General features: G+C 45.9%; 12 protein-coding genes and 1 riboswitch. Of the genes, 3 read left to right on the forward strand and 9 right to left on the reverse strand.

Annotated elements, in window-relative coordinates:
* Positions 1 to 3 precede the first annotated feature (3 nt).
* The 9 genes from GRF55_RS05140 to GRF55_RS05180 all read right to left on the reverse strand — a co-directional run bounded on the left by GRF55_RS05140 (position 4) and on the right by GRF55_RS05180 (position 16978).
* Complete coding sequence (locus GRF55_RS05140) at positions 4 to 2283, reverse strand: DUF4838 domain-containing protein (RefSeq protein WP_220369446.1); 2280 nt, start codon at positions 2281 to 2283, stop codon at positions 4 to 6.
* A complete protein-coding gene (locus GRF55_RS05145; protein WP_220369630.1) occupies positions 2261 to 4069 on the reverse strand; it encodes an alpha-L-fucosidase in 1809 nt (602 codons plus the stop codon). Before GRF55_RS05145 ends, GRF55_RS05140 begins: the two co-directional genes overlap by 23 nt.
* Positions 4070 to 4121: 52 nt before the next feature.
* Positions 4122 to 6398, reverse strand: coding sequence for a GH92 family glycosyl hydrolase (locus tag GRF55_RS05150; RefSeq protein WP_220369447.1), 2277 nt, complete (start codon positions 6396 to 6398; stop codon positions 4122 to 4124).
* A gap of 360 nt (positions 6399 to 6758) precedes the next feature.
* Positions 6759 to 7952, reverse strand: a complete 1194-nt coding sequence (locus GRF55_RS05155; protein ID WP_220369448.1) for an ATP-binding protein — start codon at positions 7950 to 7952, stop codon at positions 6759 to 6761.
* A 300-nt stretch (positions 7953 to 8252) separates the two neighbouring features.
* Positions 8253 to 8912 carry a hypothetical protein gene (locus GRF55_RS05160; RefSeq protein WP_220369449.1) on the reverse strand — a complete coding sequence of 220 codons (660 nt, stop codon included), beginning with the start codon at positions 8910 to 8912 and terminating at the stop codon, positions 8253 to 8255.
* Between the two features lie 91 nt (positions 8913 to 9003).
* On the reverse strand, positions 9004 to 10716 hold the full coding sequence (locus tag GRF55_RS05165; protein ID WP_220369450.1) for a SusD/RagB family nutrient-binding outer membrane lipoprotein: 1713 nt from the start codon (positions 10714 to 10716) through the stop codon (positions 9004 to 9006).
* A 33-nt stretch (positions 10717 to 10749) separates the two neighbouring features.
* Complete coding sequence (locus GRF55_RS05170) at positions 10750 to 14088, reverse strand: SusC/RagA family TonB-linked outer membrane protein (RefSeq protein WP_220369451.1); 3339 nt, start codon at positions 14086 to 14088, stop codon at positions 10750 to 10752.
* 401 nt (positions 14089 to 14489) lie between these two features.
* Entirely contained in the window at positions 14490 to 14732 is a 243-nt protein-coding gene (locus GRF55_RS05175) for a hypothetical protein (RefSeq protein WP_220369452.1), read from the reverse strand.
* Positions 14733 to 14884: 152 nt separating this feature from the next.
* Complete coding sequence (locus GRF55_RS05180; RefSeq protein ID WP_220369453.1) at positions 14885 to 16978, reverse strand: glycoside hydrolase family 97 protein; 2094 nt, start codon at positions 16976 to 16978, stop codon at positions 14885 to 14887.
* A gap of 211 nt (positions 16979 to 17189) precedes the next feature.
* A riboswitch (cobalamin riboswitch) is annotated at positions 17190 to 17377 on the forward strand.
* A gap of 147 nt (positions 17378 to 17524) precedes the next feature.
* Between GRF55_RS05180 and citD the strand changes: the two genes are divergently transcribed.
* Genes citD through citF form a run of 3 tightly spaced genes read left to right on the forward strand, consistent with a single transcriptional unit; the run spans position 17525 to position 20254 of the window.
* The gene (gene citD / locus GRF55_RS05185; protein WP_220369454.1) at positions 17525 to 17806 is read left to right on the forward strand and encodes a citrate lyase acyl carrier protein; all 282 of its coding nucleotides are present in this window, start codon (positions 17525 to 17527) and stop codon (positions 17804 to 17806) included.
* A gap of 22 nt (positions 17807 to 17828) precedes the next feature.
* Positions 17829 to 18719: a citrate (pro-3S)-lyase subunit beta gene (gene citE, locus GRF55_RS05190; protein ID WP_220369455.1), complete on the forward strand. Its 891-nt coding sequence runs from the start codon at positions 17829 to 17831 to the stop codon at positions 18717 to 18719.
* Complete coding sequence (citF, locus tag GRF55_RS05195) at positions 18716 to 20254, forward strand: citrate lyase subunit alpha (protein ID WP_220369456.1); 1539 nt, start codon at positions 18716 to 18718, stop codon at positions 20252 to 20254. The genes citE and citF overlap by 4 nt, the downstream gene beginning before the upstream one ends.
* Positions 20255 to 20261 lie beyond the last annotated feature (7 nt).

A 20261-nucleotide genomic window follows, 5' to 3' on the forward strand; every position in this document is an offset into this window, starting at 1 on the left:
CTGTTATTGAACAATTATCTCATCCATGAAGAACCATGCGGGATAGCCTACTCCGAAATGCCATGATGGGCAGTTGCCGAGTGTCTCAACATGTACTTTTATGTATCTGCCTTTGACGGGTGAAACGCTCTTGGCTGTTCCCTTTACAAACTTGACAGAGACATCGCGATCTTCTTCAAAGGTGAAAGAGCCAAAGTCGGTGAACGATTTCCCGTCGGAAGAAACGCTGTAATGTCCACCTTTTGGTAACAGAATCCATGCACCGAGCTGGTGTAAAAAGTCGGTAGATATGTGATTAAAAGTTTTTTCTTCTCCCAAGTCAAGAATGAAATCGGCATTCTCGCCTTCCCATCCAACCCAGCTTTCCACGTATGTCGTGCCACCATAGAGACCGTCGGTCAGCGCCTTGTCAGCAATCTTCTGGTAACGTTCTGCCGGTGGGTTGATAAATGTGACAGTTGCGTTAGCAGCCTTGTTGACTTGCCCACTCGGGAGGAAGCGTTCCCGATAGAGTTTGCAGTAATCGGCTGGCGAGTTTCGGCGTTCGTTGAGTGTCGGTACGTTGAATGCTTTTGTCCGTCGCTCAAACAAGTCAAGTAGTTTTTTTGTCTTTTCAATGTCCTGATTCTGTTCTGTACGTGCAATTTCAAGTTCGGAATACTGCAAAGTGAGCCTGGTCATTTGCACGCGCTTCAGTTTCTCCTCATCGTCTTGTACCGCAGCTTCAGCCTTGTCGAACAACTCATTGTACGTCTTTCTCAGTTGGGCGTTCAGCATGCCGTCTTTATGTGTGATGGGCGAATCATAAATCCACAACTCCTTACCACTTGCCAACAACGCTCCCTGCATGATTTTCAGATATTGGTCAAGATAGGGAGCTGCTTTTCCGTAGTATCCTTCCATAAAGGTCCGCATCAACGAGTCTGCATCTTGATAAGGATTCCACATGAGGCGAGCCATCATGTAGGTGCGCAACTCACCGAAATCCGTTCCCCTCGATGCGTTGATTTGCTCAAATACCATCGTGGCGTGGTGCTGATGAAAAAGCTGGAGATTCTTTTGCAAGTTGTGGAAATTGGGGAATGGCGATACCACATTGTCAAAATTGATGCCGTAGTCCCACACAAAAATATTGTTGCTGATGCGCGACCATCCTTCCAGCGCCTTCACAAAATCCCTTCCTGAAGCATTGTCGGTGAGTGGTACCTCACGTTTGGCATCAATGGAACACAACATAATATTGACGTTGGGCAAAGGTCGCGTATGCTTGGGAGGATGCATACTGAACAGATAGGCGAGGGTAGAGAACTGCTTGTCAGGGAATCGTTCCGCCAGACGATTCATAAAGCGTATGAGATTGCCCGAAGGCGATCCCTCATATTCATCAACAGCCTTGCAGCGTTCGCATTGGCATTGGGTGAAATTACCGTCGTTTTGGCTGACGGAAATCATCTTCATCTGTGGGTGTGCCTTAAAGATGGAGTCGATTTTAGAACATGCCGCCTCGAAAACCTCCTCGTTGGTCAGGCACCATTGGCTATGATTGCCAGGCTGACGCTTTCCTTTAATATACGAGTACCATTCCGGGTGTGCTTTCCCATACACCTCTGACGGAAGGATTCGGTTGAACGTGTGAACCCAATAGTTAGCAGCGAATTCTTCTTTAGGCTCTTCGAGTCTGAACCAGTCTTTGAATATAGGGTCTTCTATCCCATAGCTCTGTGTTTGTCGGTAGCGGAAGGCAGGTGTTTCAGTCAGGTTGATTTGTGGGAAAACCAGATTACTTGTCTTTTCAGGCAGGTCGTAAGTTTCGTAGGTGTAGTATCTGACACCGAGATATCGTTCAAGTAGTGTGACAACAGCATAGATACTCCCTTTCCCGCCACCGGAGAAAATCATGAGCCTGTCATTTTTAGTGACGATTGCAAATGCATCCTCGCTGAGTTTCTCTCCTAAATCATTGGGGGATAATCCCATTTCCTCTGGGGAGAATCCAATGAAGATATTGTTCTTTTTTGCAATTTCTTTTTTTAATGTTTTGGATTGTGCATTGTGAAAAAACGGGAATAGGACAGGGAGTCCTTTTGTATTTGAAATTTCTTTAATAAAACGGTTTAACATGTTGGCTGCCTGTATGTTTTCCTCTGTTGGAGAAACAACAATATTTGCGATGTACTTCCCATTTTTTACCAATGTTATTTGCGCCTTACATGGAATGCCAGTCAAGGTTATGATAGCAAAAAACAGTGCAGCAGAGATTTTACTGTATAATGATTTTCTCATAACTGATAGGTTCGTTTGCTTGAATGGTTTGTGTTGCCCGGAGCGTGATAAACTTGGCGTCTGTGGGCGTGAAATAAACTTCCTGCATGATTGGGTTGTTACGAATGTTGGAGAATTCGCCCTTTGCAACAGTTCGCATGTTTTCTTTAGATGTACCCGCAAGAATTTCGTAATGCGAGATGATACCATGACTTGCAGGCAGGTAGAATAATGAACGCACGGTCTGCGCCTGTTCCAACTCAACGGTAAATTCATTTTCAGCCGTCAGTTTAATGGATTTTACAGGGAGAGAGGCATGTGATTGCTTTTCCTGTTCGTATGACAAAGTGCCATTGGGAGCATAATAGGCACCAGCTTCATTGATACATAGCGGTCCTCTGCTTTCAAGAAAGCGCACCCGCAGTTGCTTGGCTTCAATGGTCTCGAAACGCACCAGTCGCTTATATCCGATGGTTGTCAGTTCCTCTTTTGCCCGCACCGGCTGCCATTGTGTTCCGGTTTTATACTCGATGGCGAAAGCGCTAACACGTTGTCCGAGTGGTATATATTCTTGAAGTTTCAGTCTGTTGACCTTCGTCGGTTTTTTGAAAGTGATTGTCAGGTCAGCAGTCGTAATACCGTCCTTTGTAGCCCAGTAAGTATCAAAATTGTCGTCAGTAAGGTTTTTCACGGTGAACTCCTTACCGCGGAAGCCGGAAGCCTTGATAGTCGCTTTTTTGAGCAAGTTGTCTTTCAGTTCGTTCTGCACTCGCCGGTAGAAGTTGACAGCATTGGCAGAGTCTGTCGGATGAATCCGTCCGTCTTTTGCTACTGGAAAGTTCACGAGGAACGTACCATTGTGTCCGACCGACCGATAATACAAATCGGTCAGTTGGTCAACCGTTTTCACTTTGTCATCTTCCTTTTCGTGGTAAAACCATCCGGGTCTGATGCTCACATTGCATTCTGCTGCCACCCATGTGTCGCCGTCAGCATGTCCTTGTTGCAGTTCAGGATAGCGGTCATAGCCAGGATAGACTTCATTGATTCTCAGAAAAGACCAGTTCGTTGCAAAGGCATATCCTTTCTCATTGCCTACCCAACGACAGCCGGGACCTCCGTCGCTGAAGATGACAGCTTCGGGCTGAAGTCGTTCAATTGTGCGGTGAGCACGCGGATAATCATAAAAAGTCTTTCGGTCGATGATGCGATTCTCCCTTGCTCCGCCATAATATCCGTCACCGCCGTTAGCACCGTCGAACCATACCTCAAACACTTCGCCGTATTGCGTGAGCAGTTCTTCCAGTTGAGCGTGGAAATATTCACGATAGAGCGGTGTCCCGTAAAATGCCTGATGACGGTCCCACGGTGAGAGATAAACACCCATCCGCAGCCCATATTTCCGACAGGCAGCAGCCAGTTCGCCCACGATATCGCCCTTCCCATCTTTATAAGGAGTGTTACGGATGGAATAGTCCGTGTATTTTGTCGGCCACAGACAGAATCCGTCGTGGTGTTTTGCCGTGAGAATGATACCTTTCATACCTGCATCTTTGCAGGTCTTTGCCCATTGTTCGCAGTCGAGGTTTGATGGATTGAAAACACTCAACTCCGTATCTCCATAGCCCCATTCCCGGTCGCAGAACGTGTTCAGGCCAAAGTGAATGAAAGCGTAGAGTTCCATCTGTTGCCACTTTACCTGCTTCGGCTGTGGCAGCGGTGGGATAGGGGTTGGTGTCTGTGCATTCAGCCAACTGCAGCAGAGTGATAAACCGAATGCAATGATGCAGATTCTGTGTGTCTGCATCATTGTTCTTATGTGGAAGCGTTTTTTTCTGTACATATTATAATAAGGTGTTTCATTTTCTCTTTTTCGTGCCAATCTCCTTGCTGAAAGAGTAGGGAGCATCTTCTGCCGATGTTCCTCTCTGGTAGTTGGGTTGCGCACTCATCTTGAACTCCAGCCGTCCGCCGTTGTTCAAGTCTTTATGCGTGAGATAGTTCTTGGTATATTCACTGCCGTTGAACGTCATTCTGTCAATAAATCGTTCAGCGGAACTGGTCTGGATGACTACTTCTTTTCCGTTTTCAAGATGCAGCGTTGCCTTTTTGAACAGCGGTGTGCCGAGTACATATTGGTCGGTAGCAGGACACACAGGATAGAACCCCAGTGCCGAGAACACATACCAAGCCGATGTCTGTCCGTTGTCCTCATCACCGCAATAGCCGTCGGGAGCAGCAGAATACATCCGGTTCATCACCTCGCGAATCCAGTATTGGGTCTTCCATGGCTGTCCGCTGAAGCCATAGAGATAAATCATGTGTTGGATTGGTTGGTTGCCATGTGCATAGTTTCCCATATTCATGATCTGCATTTCGCGTATTTCATGGATAGGGAAGCCATAATAACTGTCATCATAGATAGGCGGGAGATTGAATACGGAGTCGAGCATGTTGTTGAAATGCTCGCGTCCACCCATCAGCGTGATGAGTCCCTCGACATCGTGGAACACCGACCACGTGTAGTGCCATGCGTTTCCTTCCGTGAAGGCATCTCCCCATTTCAGGGGATTATACGGCGATTGAAATGTGCCGTCTTGCTTCTTTCCACGCATGAGGCGGTGGTCTTTATCGAACAGATGTCGGTAATTCATCGCACGTTTGGCGTAGATATCAATCTCTTTCTTTGGTTTGCCGAGCGCCTTTCCCAGTTGATAGATACACCAGTCGTCGTAAGCATATTCCAATGTGCGGGCAGCACTCTCATTGATTTTTACGTCGCATGGCACGTAGCCCAGTTTGTTATAGAGTTCATAACCGACCCTTCCCGTGGATTTTACGTCGGGATGCACCGCATTGGCACCGTGCACGACAGCCTTCCACAGTTCTTCAATGTCATAGTTTCGTCGTCCTTTCATGTAGGCATCAGCCACGATAGAGGCAGAATTGTTGCCCACCATGCAGTTCCGATGTCCCGGACTTGCCCATTCGGGAAGGAATCCGCTTTCCTGGTAGGTATTGACAAGTCCCTCTTGCATCTTCTCGTTCATTGATGGATACATAAGGTTGAGAAGTGGGAACAGGCAACGGAACGTGTCCCAGAAGCCCGTGTCGGTGAACATATAGCCGGGACGCACCTGTCCGTTGTAGGGACTGTAATGCACAGGGTTTCCCTTCTCGTCAATCTCGTAGAAAGAGCGCGGGAAGAGTACCGAGCGATAGAGACAGCTGTAGAACGTGCGGAGTCTGTCGATGTCTGTATCTTCAATCTCTATCTTTCCGAGCACTTCGTTCCAACAGTCGCGCGCAGCGTTCTTCGTTCCTTCAAATCCACTTGTTGAAAGTTCTTTCAAGTTGCGCTCCGCCTGTTCATAGCTGATAAAAGATGATGCCACACAGACATTGATTTGCTCGCCTCGCCGTGTCTTCCATCCCACGATAGCGCCGGCATGGTCGCAGTCAATTTCCTTGCTGCCTTCAAGAATCAGGCTGTCTTTCACCACGGCAACATAATCAAACGGGCGTTCGAATACCATCACGAAATAGTTCTTGAAGTTGGCTGGAACGCCACCGCTGTTGCGGGTGGTATATCCGATAATCTTATTCTCGTCAGGGATGACTTTCACGTATGAGCCTTTGTCGAAAGCATCTACCACGAGTCGTGCCTCGTCCGTAGCGGGATAAGTGAAACGCATGTGTGCTGCACGCATGGTGGGAGCCATTTCTGCCGTCACGTCATAGTCGGCAAGATAGACACTATAATAATAAGGTGTAGCTTTCTCGGCTTTGTGTGAGAACCAGCTGGCGCGTTTGTTCTCATCAAAAACCGTTCCGACGGTCGGCATCACCGCAAACTGTCCATAATCGTTAATCCACGGGCTGGGCTGGTGTGTTTGTTTCAGTCCTCGGATTTTGTCGGCACTGTATGTATATTGCCATCCGTCGCCCATCTTCCCCGTCTGCGGTACCCAGAAGTTCATGCCCCATGGCAGGGCGACGGCAGGGTAGGTGTTACCCGTAGAGAGTTCAAACTTCGACTGCGTGCCGACCAGTGTGCTGACGTAGTCAACTGGTTGTTGTGCTGTCATTTGTAATGTGAATATGGCAGCGAAAATGGAAAGAAAAGCTCTTCTCATAATATAATGAAATTGTTGTTACCTATATATATTAAAATGTGTATCTCAGAATACGCTTATCTTCTGCAAAGATAGTGCAAGTCGAATACAATCAAATTTGTTTGAAATTGCTGAAATGCCGCTTATCTTCTGCAAAGATACATTTTTTTTGTCACTTTCTCATGTATAACAGCCGTTAATTTAGTTTAGAAGTATAAAAATAAGTTAGAAAAATATAGAAGAAAGCAGCTTTCTTCAAATAATAAAAAAACGAAACAGATAGCAGACATTCTCTCCAAGTTCCCTATGTGACAAATTTCGTGTTAATAATACTATAACATTATGATGTATCTATAATTGAAACCATCTTTAATTGCATTCTTAATACAACATTCCAAAAAGCCATAATGGAATTTTGTTATCATGACCAATATCTATATTATCACTGACAACATAACTGTTTTCTATGCCTTTTATTTGAGTAAAGCCTTTGTTTTTTCCTCCAACTTCAAAAAGCCAACGACCATCCACCATCAAATCTCCTTTACTTGGCATGGAAAGTTGATGGCTGACTGCAAGTTGGGATGCAAAGTATGTCTCACGCATAGTTCCCGCTTCAGTATGAGGTGTCAGACAATACATCAAATTTGTGTTATAGAATAGTATCTTTTCAGGCTTTGTCAAACTATTCATTCCTTTGTCTGTAGCATAGAGCCGACGTATCAAAGCGGCTTTGTCCATCAGATTGAGAAGTTTCAAAACATTGTTACGAGAAGCTTGTAGTGCTACGCAAAGATTGGAGATATTCAATGTGTAGGGTGAACTTTCTGCAAGAATGGCAAGTAGCTGTTTGGTTTTGTAGATAGAATCATATTCAATGTTGCTGACAGAAGGAATTTCGCTGCTTATAATCGTATCTATCACTTGTTGCAGTCGGTCTGTAAAGCCATCTCCCTCCTCACGATAGAAAGGATAATAACCAGACTCCAGATATTTCTCGAAGTGTTGTAGTATTCTCACTTTCGATGTTATTTGTGATGCTTGTATAAAATGATCATGCAGGACAGTTTCCAACGGAAGTACTGGCAAATTGGTGATCTGCTCCAATTGTAGGTATTCTCTGAAAGACAATCCTTCCATTGTGTACTGTCTGTGACGGCGCGATAAGTCACCCATTAACGATTCTTCCAGTTTCAGCATGGAAGAGCCTGTTAGCACAATATGCAATTGTGGATAGGCATCATATATATTTTTTATTTCTTGTTGCCATCCCTTGTATTTATGAACCTCATCAAGAAATAGGTGAGTTCCCCCATGGGTATAATGATACTCAGCCAAGTCTAATATAGAGTGATTGACAAACCAGATATGGTCAAGTGTCGCATACAATGCTTTTTGCTTTTCAGGGAATGTGCGTAATATATGTTGAAGAAGCATCGTTGTTTTGCCCACTCCTTTGGCTCCTTTGATTACAATCAGCTTGTTGTCCCAATTTATTTTTTCATACAGATATCTGGTGAATTCCAAATTTGTCTCTGCCAATAATCGGCCATAGGTTTTATATAATCTGTCCATTTGCTGAAATAATTAAAACTGTCGCAAAGTTAGAAATTTTACTTTGAAAAAGCAAAGAATAACTCGAAAATTAACTTTGTAAAGTGAAAAATGGGTATTTAAATTAACTTTATAAAGTGAAAAATGGGTATTTAAATTAACTTTGTAAAGTGAAAATTACCTTAGCGAACACACAAAAAGGAAATTGAAAAGTAAGAATGAGTTTATAATGTACAGGTATCGAAAAGCGGGATATACCCATTCGGCATATTCCGCTTTTCATATTTGTAGGAGAGTTTTATTAAGATAAGCATTTTTCTGTTAGTTGATAATCGATTGTAATAGTTCATTGACTTCTGCAGGATTACTAAAATCAACTTTTAAGTCGTTGATGCTCTTTTCAATTCTTTCTCTCTTGTCTGGAAAGAGTTTAAGCAATGACTTTTTGTCTTTGAAAAGTTTTGTTTTTTTTCCAATAGTTAAATGGTAAGTGTGGCGTGGGATATATTCCCATGCTTCGATGTTGCTATAGCGCCCTTCTTGAGGAACATGTCCCATGCTTTGTAAGTCAATGGTCTCAATGCCATTGGCTTGAGTTTTGATGCCCATTCCTCGATTCATTTTCCCACGATTGGCTGCTGAAAGTTTATAGTCAACTTTCAGTTCGTATGATGGGCTTTTATAATATACTTCCAGAAAACGATTCTGGTATGGAATCATTTTGTGGTTTCCAAGAAAAATAGTATCAATGGTAGCAATATCTACCAGTTCCAAGTTTAAATTAAATTGATCTAAGAACTCCATTCTTTGTTTCTCACAGTTATAATCAAAACGTTCACGCAGAGGCAAACCGTCTTTTACTGTGGCTATGCTCCATATTTCTTTACCAATGAGATATGGACTTTTGATGACATTCGATTGTGCAAAGACAGACATTTGTGTCATCAGTAATAAAAACAAAATATATTTAGAGTTTTTCATGACTGTATTGTTAAAACGTGGCTGCAACACAAAGGTTACAGCCACGTTACATTTAATCATTTATTGGATTTTGCCCAACTTACTAATATAATTAATAAGGAAGGTTTACCACAGTGTACCATTTACCAGCAGGCTTAGCCCAGAACAAAGCATTGTTCCACTCTCTCGATTGGTTAGAAAGGCGGCTGATAGCCTCATTCATGTTTTCAAGATTGTTTGTTGTCTCACTTGAAGGATAGACGATGCGATCCATCGGAAGTGGAATAACAAAGTTGGCGTCGCCAGAGAAGTCACGGAACTCAAGTTTCGGGAAACCTGTACGGCGGACATCAGCATACGCCTGCTCCTGATGCAGCATTGAGAAGTGCAGCCAGCGCTGTTCGCAAATAGTCTCAAGCTTGTCATTTGCATTGGTCCACAGGTTTTCGATGTAAGAAGTTGCATCGGGCTGATCTACGGCAGTACGGAACACCGACTTGGCGTTTTCTGCATAGTAGAGGTCAACAGATGCCTGTACGCCCTGCTTGAAATAGTTCTCTGCAGATCCGCTGATGATGCCACGCTGAGCAGCTTCTGCAAGTGTCAGCAACATTTCTGCCTTGGTCATGATAGGATGCATGAAGTAAGCATTGTTGATGAATGTTGCAGAGTCAACAGTTGCGTAATAGCGATAGGTAGCTTCTTTGAGCCATCCGTTGTAATACTGATCGTTGAATGTCTGGTGATAGTCAAAGATGTGAACCGTACCATTGTCAGATGCGTCAAACATTACAGCTGCGCGTGGGTCTGCACCGTCAACATGTATGTTGCTATTATGGTTCATGGTTGCACCTTCTGGAAGGTTCAGGATTTCTGCCATCTTATATGACAGACGTGAAAACTGGCGAGTCCACTCGTTCCAGCCACCGCCCCAGTTCATACCATTACCATCGTTGTAGCAGAATGCTACGATAGACGGATCAGCAAAACCAGTTACGCAGTCCTGAGCATCAGCAGCAACATTGCTGGCAATCTCTTTCAGTACAGACTGTCCTGTAGATGTCAGAGAGCCTTGTGTTGATACGCGGAGAGCCATGCGGGCACGGAGACCGATAGCATAAGAAGCCCACTTAGAAACATCACCGGCAAAAAGCATATCCTGACCAGCGAATGTTGAAGGAGCAGTAGCATTCTTAATGCGACTGTAAATAGTACCCAGACCTTCGTATGTCTGATCAACTCCGTTCACGTCTGTGATGGTTGCACCGTTTAGCATCAACTCATAAAGCGTTTTTGCATCGTCGTAAGATGCTTTACTATCGGCGATATTTGCTGATACTTGGATGTTACATGCATTGATGAAAGGAATGTCGCCCCAAAGGTCGATAGCCTTTTGTACCTGATCATAAATCCATACCGTAGCACAGTCCATGTAAAGCTGGTTGTCCGCTTTTTCGTCTGCAGAGAGGTTGTTGAATGTGTGGCGCATCAGTTTGTACTGGGCAAGGTCTTCATAGAAGTTTGACCAACGGTCGTTTCCGTAGCTAATGTAACTGCCAGTACCTTCGTAGTCAGCATCATTTGTAAAGTGACTAGATACTTGTGCATATACACCAATTTGTGGGAGTTCGAATGTACACAATCCCCAATAGGTGTGCATGCCGTAAGTACGACCTGTCCATACAACTCCAGTAAACAACTTATCGCAAGATACAGATGTCGTCTTTGAAGGATTGTTGTATTTTGATGTATAGTCATCATCAGCGCATGATGTGATAGACATGGCTACTACAACACCTATTACGAAAAATAATATTTTTTTCATAGTTGTATCAATTATATTAATTAATGATTATAATTAAAATTTAGCACGCAGTGAGAAACCAAACGTACGGCTTGCTGCTGAAGAGTTACCAGCAACTGCCTGGCCAATCCAGTTCGTACCGTCACCAGATTCAGCATCCATATCTTTGAGATTTTTGAAGATGTAGAACAGGTTACGTCCGTAGAATGAAAGTGTCAAGCTTTCGCATCCGAAAGTCTTTGTGATACTTGTCGGGAATTGATAGCCAATTGACAGCTCACGGAGTTTCATGTAAGAGTTATCTTGTATAGCATCCTCATATGAGCGGTGAATATTACCAGTTCCCCAACCATAAAGAGCACTATAATACTGTCCTGCAGGAACAATCACATCGTTAGGTGTTCCGTCTGCACGAACGCCGTCAACTAAGATACCATCATTGAATTGCAGATATCCAGCAGGAGCTGTTCCTGCAATTATCGTTCCATCAGAAGATACATTGTTGTCCTTGTAGTAGTATGCCAAACCACCATGTCCTTCACGTCCATCGAGAGTCTTTTCAAGAATACCGGTGTTCATCGCATACTGCCAGTACTGGTTCAATACTTTGCCACCAAAACGGAAGTCGAAAGTAGCATCTAAGAATACTTGCTTGTAGCGAAGGCTTGCAGAAACACCACCTACGCCCTTCGGCATAGCGTTACCAGCTTTGCTCAAAGTATTCTCACGGAGAGGCAGACCCTGTTCGTCAACAATCAGCTTGCCATTGTCATCGCGTTGCCATTTATATACATACCAGTCACCCATTGGCTGATCTACGTATGAATACAGATTGGCTGCGTTGTTGTCAAATGATTTGTGCAGAATGTTGTCAAGACCATCCATCAGTTTGGTTACCTTGTTCTTGTTGAACGCAATATTTGCGCGCAAGTCCAATTGCCAATCTTTTGTCAGGATAGGAGTTCCATAAACAGCAAATTCAAGACCGCTGTTCTTCAACTCACCAATGTTCAGGAGGATAGAGCTACCACCAGCTGTCTTAGCGAGTGAAATAGGAAGAATCTGGTCTTTAACGGTGTTGTTATAGTATGACAACTCGAAACCGAGGCGGTTGTTCAAGAACTTCGATTCGATACCGAGCTCAAATTCATGTTTCTTCTCAGGTTTCAGAGATAGGTTTCCAAGATTGCCACCGATAGTGTTGTAAAGGTATGAACCAACAATAGATTGGTTGTAAAGAACGTTTGCTCTATACACTTCAGGAGCATTACCTACGATACCATAAGATGCACGAATCTTTCCATAATTCCACCAAGTTGGTTTTTTATCTTTCAGCAATTCAGTGATGATAACACTGGCATTGATTGAAGGATATGTGAAACTGTTGTAGTCAGGAGCGAGGGTAGAGATTTTCTCATTACGCAGAGTTGCCTCCAAGTAACCCCAGTTGTCATAACCATAACTTACGGTTCCAAAGATTGCGGTACGCAGCGTATTGATGTCTTCCATACCTGCACCGGGCGTTAAGTTAGATGCTGCAAGGTTAAACCAGTTGGTAATAGAGAGACCACCGTTTGTCCAAACATTTGTAGAGAATGTCTTTTCGCGACGACCAGAAACACCGAAGTTAGCAGTCACATTGTGCTTCTCAGCAAAGGTGCGGTCGAACATCAACATAATGTCACCATAATATGTCTCAAATTTACGATTCATCAGAGAATAACCTCCCAGGTCGCCTGCGTTAGAAGTGTAACCGATAGCGCGTTTAGCACGGCTACGACCTTCAATATCCTCAGCTGTCAAGTCTGTAGCAACACGTCCACGAAGGGTAAGTCCAGGAATGATTTCCCAAGAAGGAGTGATACCTGCGATGAAGCGGTTGTGCTTTTCTTCCTGCATGTTACCAATGATGTTCCACATGTATTCAGTCATCAAAGCAGAAGTTCCTGGCTCATACGCAAGGTTCTCCTCAGGAGTTTCAGAAAGACCATCGCTAGTACTGAAGATGAAGCCTTGTGATGTGGTAGTTTTGTTAACCATCAAATCAATATCGTCGAATGAACCAACCATACCGCCGAAGTTGAGTGTAATACGGCTAACACGATAAGCACGGTTCTTGATGTTTTGGCGCAGATATTGTGCCGTGAAATCAAGTTTCAAGTTCTTAAGAATATTAATCGTACCATTCAGTGAGAAGTTGTGCTTATTGTTATTTGAGTTGTACTGCATTGCTTTTACATTATTATATGTATAAGCGAAACGTACGTTACCCCAGTCGCCAGCTTTTGTGATGGCAGCGTTGTATTGCTGGTTAAATCCTGTACGGAAGATGTTCTTCCAAGGGTTACCCATACTGCTGAATTTACGGGTTTTTCCGTCCCAATAGAGTACATCACTACCGTCGTAGCGAGGTCCCCAATAGCTATTGGTTGCCTGAACAGATCTATAAGTTTGACCATTGTACTCTCTCTCAACGAAACCGCCAGTTCGCAATGCATAAGGAGAAACTTCTCCACGTGTTCCAAAGGTACCAGGACCAAATTCCTCCTGAATTTCAGGAAGGTATGCAGCGTTTTCAATACTGAGGTTTGCACCAAATTCAACACCTACACCTTGTTGTCCGCGACCGCTCTTAGTTGTGATAACCACAACACCGTTGGCGGCTTCAGAACCATACAATGCAGATGCAGCAGCACCCTTCAAAATAGAAATGCTTTCAATGTCCTCAGGGTTGATGTCAACCAAACCGTTTGAGTTGATTCGGGTGTTCTGCCAGTAATCAACTTCTGTGTTTGCATCACCGTTACGAATGGGCACACCGTCCATCACGATGAGAGGCTGGGTTGTACCTGTAATTGATGACAAGCCACGGACGTTGATAGAAACAGAAGATGTTCCACCACCAGGAGCTGCTTGGATACGTACACCCGCAGCCTTACCATACATGGCTGTTGCGAAAGTAGGTGCTCCTACGCGGGTTATTTCTTCGGCACCGACGGTAGATACGGCATATCCCAACTTACGGGAATCCTTCTTAATACCAAGTGCAGTTACAACGACTTCACCAAGGCTGGTTGTCGTTTCATACATTACCACATCAACGGTTGTACGACCATTGACGGGCACCGTTTGAGTCTCGAAACCAATGTAAGATACTTCCAAATTTGCATTTGGAGCACAGTTGATGGTGTAAAAACCATCTACATTGGTTGCAGCTCCTAGTGTGGTTCCTGCAACTTTTACAGAAGCTCCGATTACCGGTTCTCCCTTTTCGTCAGTTACAGAACCCCTGACAGTGATGTCTTGCGCGTACATCAATGTAGCGCAGAGCATAAATAATCCTGTCAAGCACGCTCTCAGAGAGCGATGAAAATTGTTTTCTTTCTTTTTCATTTGCTTCTAAATTAAGGATTCATAAAAGTTAATAATTTAATATGTTAATAGGTTGAAATTTTCCCATATAGTTTTTGTCTTTTCGTTAAAATTCGACCCAAAATTAGCGCTTTTTCTATTACCCTCCAAATTTTTTAAAAAGTTTTTTTTATAAGTGTAAAAAGAGCTTTAAAGGGTGGGTTTGCTGATTTGAAAGTGATTTCGTGGAATTTATTTGAAATTGAAAGGCGAAACTGCGAAAAGGTTATATTTATACAGAAATTGAGGTTCGATTTTGAGAAATATTATGACAACGAAAATTTTGAAAATAGAAACGTAAATTCATATTGTTTGTATAAATAAACGTATTTTGAGGTCTGAAATCGCAAAAGTTGCACTCTTGAATTCTAAAAGTTGAACTTTCAGGAGCCAAAAGTTGTACTTTTAGGGTGTAAAAGTTGCACTTTTGCAAGCCGATTTTGCCCGTTTTTGGCCCATTTTTCTGCTATTTTGGTTAACTTTTCCTCAGCTGTTTTCTTGTTGCCCTTGGTTTTCAGAGGGTTACGCCGATGCGCGTGCTTGCGATATTTGCGACCGACCGAAACTTTGGTCGAAAATATTGCAAGCAGGAGCGTTATAACGGCATTTTCGATGTGTATATTCATACGGAAAGAGCGTATAAATATGTAATGGGAGCACTGGGAATTCTGGGAATTCTGGGAATTCTGGGAGTTCTGGGAGCACTGGGAGCCCCTCCCTGACCCTCCCCCAAATGGGGAGGGAATGCCTGACGGGGGAGGGAATCTGTGAAAAGCGCTTAGTTCTTTGGTGTGATGCGAATGGCGTATCCGCCGCCGGCAACGGCTTTGAGCTTGAGTCGGGTCTTGCTGGTGACGGTGGTGGTGCGTATGTCGTAGGAGGCGTTGTTGGTGAGGCAGTTGGCGTCTTTCCCGTCGCTGTAGATGGTGGCGGTGTATCGCCTGTTCTTGTCGAGGAACGAGAGGGTGATGTCGGAGTGGTGGGGCTGTTCGCCTGCCACGCATCCGATGAACCAGTCGTCGCTGCCTTTCGCCTGTCGGGCTACGGTGATATATGCTGCCGGCTCAGCTTCGAGGTAGATGGATTTGTCCCAATCGACGGCTACGTCTTTGATGAACTGGAAGGCATCGGCATAGCGCTCATAGCTCTCCGGCACGTCGGCTGCCATCTGTAGCGGACTGTACATCGTGACGTAGAGGGCGAGTTGGTTGCAGATGGTGGCTTTCATGTGTGCCGGGTTGTTGGGGTTGACTTTCGAGATGTCTGCCTCGAGGATGCCGGGTGTATAGTCCATCGGTCCGCCTTGCAGACGTGTGAAGGGGAGTATGCAGACGTGTTTGGGTTCGCATCCGCTCATGGCTTGGAACTCCGTTCCCCGCGCGCTTTCGTTGCCGATGAGGTTGGGGTAGGTGCGGCAGAGCCCGGTGGGGCGCACGGCTTCGTGTGCATTAATCATGAGGCGGTATTTGGCTGCTTCGGTCACGCAATACAGGTAGTGGTTGTTCATCCACTGGTCGTAGTGGTGTCCGCCGTAGGGGAATATGTTTCCGACGTATCCGCTCTTGATGACGTCGTAGCCGTTGTCGTGTGCGAACTTGTAGGCTTCCTGCAGCTGTCGCTCGTAGTTGATAATCGACGATGATGTCTCGTGGTGCATCATCAGTTTGATGCCTTTCTCGTTGGCGTATGCCTGCAACGCTTTGACATCGAAGTCGGGATAGGATTGTGTGAAACTGAAGTTGTGGTATTTCTGCCACAGGTCTTCCCATCCTTGGTTCCATCCTTCTACGAGGAGCTGGTCGAACCCGTGCCGGGCTGCAAAGTCGATGTAGCGTCTGACGTTGTCGTTGTTGGCGGCATGTCTGCCTGTGGGCTTGAGTTTCGTGTAGTCGGTCTCTCCGAGTCTTATCGCCTGGTAGTCGGCATAGTTCCATGTGGCTGCTCCGGTCATCATTTCCCACCATACGCCCATGTATTTGACGGGATGAATCCACGATGTGTCTTCCAGTTTGCATGGTTCGTTGAGGTTGAGTATCAGGTTGGATGCGAGCATCTTCCGCGCATCATCCACCACCATGACGGTTCTCCATGGCGTGGTATAGGGGCAGCGTATGAATCCTTTCCTGCCTTTGGAGTCAGGTGTGAGGATGGATTTGAGCACCATCCGTCGGTCGTCGAGTGTGAGGTGCATGGCGGAGTAGTCGATGAGTGCTGCCTCGTGGATATTGATGTAGAGTCCGTCGTCGGTCTTCATCAGCAGGGAGGTCTGTGTGCTGGGTGCGGGAATGGCTGACTGTGATGCGTTTTCCGTACGTGCCTTGTCTTCGAGCGACCGTATTTCCGACAGTCGCGAGATGGTGTATTCATACTCGTCGGTGTCGTAGTCGCCGGGAATCCAGTAGGCGGTATGGTCGGCTGTCATGGCAAACTCGGTGTGTTCCTCCTTGATGATGACGTTGTCGAGGTTGTCGTGTCGCGGCAGTTCGTAGCGGAAGCCGATGCCTTCGTCATAGACACGGAAGCGGATGATGATGTGTCGTTTGAGTGCCGGCTGGCTGACGGTGACAGCCATCTCGTTGTAGTGGTTGCGGATGTCTTTGTTCTCGCCCCATACGGGTTGCCATGTCTCGTCGAACGAGCTCTTCTGCACACGTTCCATCCGGAATCCTTCCATCAGGCTGGGCCAGTTGATGAGTTCCAGACCGAGCGAGGAGGGGAGGACGACCTGCCGGTTTTTGTAGAGCAGTTCGTATTTGAGTACGCCATTGTCAACGTGGAACTTTAGCAGCATATTCCCGTCGGGAGAAGTGATTTCTTCTGCGGCGAGGAGAAACGGGAAAACCAATAATGTGAGGAGGATGTTTTTTCTCATTTGCTTTTTTCTTTTTAGGGTCTTTAAGGACTTTAAGGTCCTTAGGGTCTTTTATGACTTTGCAAAGGTAGTGGTTTTCTTTCGTTTTGCAAAAGAAACGCGGCTTTTTGTTGGCTTTTTGATGGGTTATTTGTAAAAAATCATGTCAAAAAGAGAATGTGCGTCTCGATTTTTTGTGAAAAATATTTGGAGGGTATTGAAATAATCCATATCTTTGTAGCGTGAATTTGGTTCACGGATGGAAACAGACGTGATGAAAAGGGAATCAGGTGTGAAACCTGAACAGTGCCCGCTGCTGTAAGCTCATTGTGTCATCGACTGAAAAGCCACTGTCCAACTGACGGGAAGGTGCCGGTGATTGAGTAAGTCAGAAGACCTGCCGGTTCATTTGTTTTGGAAATCCCCGGGGCTTGGGATGGATGAAAGAGTTCAGTAGTCTTGGCTTGGAAAACGGTAGAAGAACGGTGTATGCTGTTTGACGGTTGTCTATGGTATAAGATGAAAATCTTTCGGAATTTATTAACACATTATTTATATTATAGTATTATGGAAATGAAGACAGCTTTTGCCGGTACACTTGAATCCGGTGATGTTCTGATTCAGATTGTGCCCACCGAAGAGGCTGGGTTGAAAATCAATCTTGACAGTACGGTTGCCTATCAGTTTGGCGACCAAATTAAGAAAGTCATTGCCGATACCCTCAAGGATTTAGGCATAGAAAACGCCATGGTCAATGCGACGGACAAGGGTGCACTCGACTGCACGATACGTGCCCGTGTGACTGCGGCTGCCGTTCGTGCGACGGGTAAGGATGTTTGGAAAGATTAAAAATAAAAAACAAAATAAGATTATGCAAAGGTTAAGAAGAACAATGATGTTTGTTCCAGGTAACAACCCCGCCATGATGCAGGATGCCTTTATCTATGCACCCGACTCCATCATGCTCGACCTGGAAGACTCAGTGACCATGGCAGAGAAAGATGCTGCCCGTCTGCTGGTGTACAATGCGCTGAAAACCATCGACTACGGAGACACGGAGATGGTGGTGCGTATCAATCCACTGAACACTCCGTACGGAAAGAAAGACGTTGAGGCGATGGTGAAAGCCGGTGTTCACGTCATCCGTATGCCGAAAACCGAAACGGCAGACGAGGTGCGCGAGGTGGAACAGGAGATTGAAAAAATCGAAACCGAACTGGGATGTGTGGGCAGAACAAAGATTATGGCTGCCATTGAGAGCGCTCTGGGTATCGTCAATGCCTACGATATCGCCATCGCTTCAAAGCGTATGATGGGTATTGCGCTCGGTGCGGAAGACTACTGCGCCAACCTGAAGACGCAGCGCACACCGGGCGGTGCGGAGCTGCTGCTGGCACGCGAGACCATCGTTGTGGCGGCAAGGGCTGCCGGAATCGACGCACTGGATACCGTCTATTCGAATCTCAACGATATGGAAACCTTCCGTAAGGAGGTGGAACTGATTAAGACGTTGGGCTTTGACGGTAAGTCGATCATCAATCCACGTCAGATAGAAATCGTAAACGAAGTGTTTGCACCGAAAGAGAAGGATATTGAGAAAGCACAAACTATACTCGCTGCCATCAAGGAGGCAGAGAAGCGCGGTTCGGGCGTGATTGCCGTGAACGGAAAGATGGTCGATCGGCCTGTGGTGCTCAGGGCACAACGCACGATAGACCTTGCCATTGCATCGGGTATTTTATCAAAGGAGGACGTAGAATGAATAGCATAAAAGACAGGGCAGCGCTTATTGAGGCAGCAGCTGCAAAGATGGGAAAACAAACCTATCAGGACGGTGTACACGTGAAAGTGGCAACGCCGCGAAGTGAGTATCAGAAAGAGAGTTCGAAAGTGGTGACGCTGGAGGAAGCCATCCGCAAGACCGGTCTCAAGGACGGAATGACGATTTCGTTCCACCACCATTTCCGCAGTGGCGATAAAGTCATCAATATGGTTGTGGATAAACTGGCGGAGATGGGATTCAAGGATTTGCATATCGCTTCGTCCAGTCTGATTGACGTGCACGAACCGCTTATCGAACATGTGCGCAATGGCGTGATTACCCGCATTTCCACATCAGGACTGCGCGGCAAACTCGCGAAGGAAATTTCGCACGGACTGATGAAAGAGCCTGTGGTGTTCCGCTCGCATGGTGGTCGTGGTAGTGCGATTGCCAATGGCGACCTGCATATTGATGTCGCTTTCTTAGGCACATCATCGAGCGACCCGCTCGGAAATTCCTGCGGCTATTCGCGTTCAGAAAACGCCAAGTCTATCTGCGGTTCGCTGGGATATGCACTGCCCGATGCGCAGTATGCAGACAAAGTGGTGATTCTGACCGACGACCTCGTGTCGTACCCGAACACGCCGAATTCCATCTCAGAACGCAATGTGGATTATGTTGTTGTGGTAGATTCCGTCGGCGACTCTTCGAAGATTTCGTCAGGAGCTATTCGTGACACGAAGAATCCACGCGACATCCTGCTCGCACAGCAGGCTGCCAAAGTGATTATCAACAGCGGCTACTTCAAAGAGGGATTTTCTATCCAGACAGGTTCTGGAGGAGCTTCGCTGGCTGCCGTGAAATTCATCCGTGAGAGCATGATAGAAAAGGGCATCAAAGCCAGCTTTGCTTTGGGAGGAATCACTGCCCACATGGTGAAGATGCGCGAGGAAGGACTCATCGAGCGCCTGATAGACGTGCAGTCGTTTGACAAGGTTGCAGCCGAATCGCTGAAGAGCGACCCGATGCACAAGGAAGTTTCGTCCAACGAATATGCCAGTGCTGATGAGCCCGGTTCGGCTACGCACTATCTGGATATGGTGATACTCTCGGCATTGGAAGTGGATGTCAACTTCAACGTCAACGTACTTGTCGGCAGCGACGGCATCATTCGTGGTGCTGTTGGTGGTCACCCGGATACATCAGCCGATTCAGCGCTTTCAATTATTGTCTGCCCGCTCTTGCGTGGCCGCATCCCTTGTGTGGTGGAAGAAGTGACGACACTCATCACTCCGGGTTCGACGGTTGATGTGGTGGTGACCGAATATGGTATTGCCGTGAACCCACGTCGTCCGGAAATCGCTGAGCGACTGACGAAAGCCGGACTGAAGGTGGTGGACATCCATTCGCTGAAAGAGCGGGCTGAGAAAATCATCGGAACACCGGCACCGTTGCCGTTCGGCGACAAGGTGGTGGGTATCGTGATGAATCGCGATGGTTCCGTACAGGATGTGATTAAGAATATCATCGACTAAGCACACA

Origin of the sequence: Prevotella sp. Rep29, from assembly GCF_019551475.1 — a bacterium.
In the GTDB taxonomy this organism is placed as follows: Bacteria; Bacteroidota; Bacteroidia; order Bacteroidales; family Bacteroidaceae; genus Prevotella.

Excerpts from the sequence above, each read along its gene's own strand:
- GRF55_RS05180 (WP_220369453.1), bottom strand. The coding sequence starts at position 16,978 with ATGAGAAAAAACATCCTCCTCACATTATTGGTTTTCCCGTTTCTCCTC.
- citF (WP_220369456.1), top strand. The coding sequence starts at position 18,716 with ATGAATAGCATAAAAGACAGGGCAGCGCTTATTGAGGCAGCAGCTGCA.
- GRF55_RS05150 (WP_220369447.1), bottom strand. The coding sequence starts at position 6,398 with ATGAGAAGAGCTTTTCTTTCCATTTTCGCTGCCATATTCACATTACAA.
- GRF55_RS05140 (WP_220369446.1), bottom strand. The coding sequence starts at position 2,283 with ATGAGAAAATCATTATACAGTAAAATCTCTGCTGCACTGTTTTTTGCT.
- GRF55_RS05165 (WP_220369450.1), bottom strand. The coding sequence starts at position 10,716 with ATGAAAAAAATATTATTTTTCGTAATAGGTGTTGTAGTAGCCATGTCT.
- GRF55_RS05145 (WP_220369630.1), bottom strand. The coding sequence starts at position 4,069 with ATGCAGACACACAGAATCTGCATCATTGCATTCGGTTTATCACTCTGC.
- citE (WP_220369455.1), top strand. The coding sequence starts at position 17,829 with ATGCAAAGGTTAAGAAGAACAATGATGTTTGTTCCAGGTAACAACCCC.
- citD (WP_220369454.1), top strand. The coding sequence starts at position 17,525 with ATGGAAATGAAGACAGCTTTTGCCGGTACACTTGAATCCGGTGATGTT.
- GRF55_RS05160 (WP_220369449.1), bottom strand. The coding sequence starts at position 8,912 with ATGAAAAACTCTAAATATATTTTGTTTTTATTACTGATGACACAAATG.
- GRF55_RS05155 (WP_220369448.1), bottom strand. The coding sequence starts at position 7,952 with ATGGACAGATTATATAAAACCTATGGCCGATTATTGGCAGAGACAAAT.
- GRF55_RS05175 (WP_220369452.1), bottom strand. The coding sequence starts at position 14,732 with ATGAATATACACATCGAAAATGCCGTTATAACGCTCCTGCTTGCAATA.
- GRF55_RS05170 (WP_220369451.1), bottom strand. The coding sequence starts at position 14,088 with ATGAAAAAGAAAGAAAACAATTTTCATCGCTCTCTGAGAGCGTGCTTG.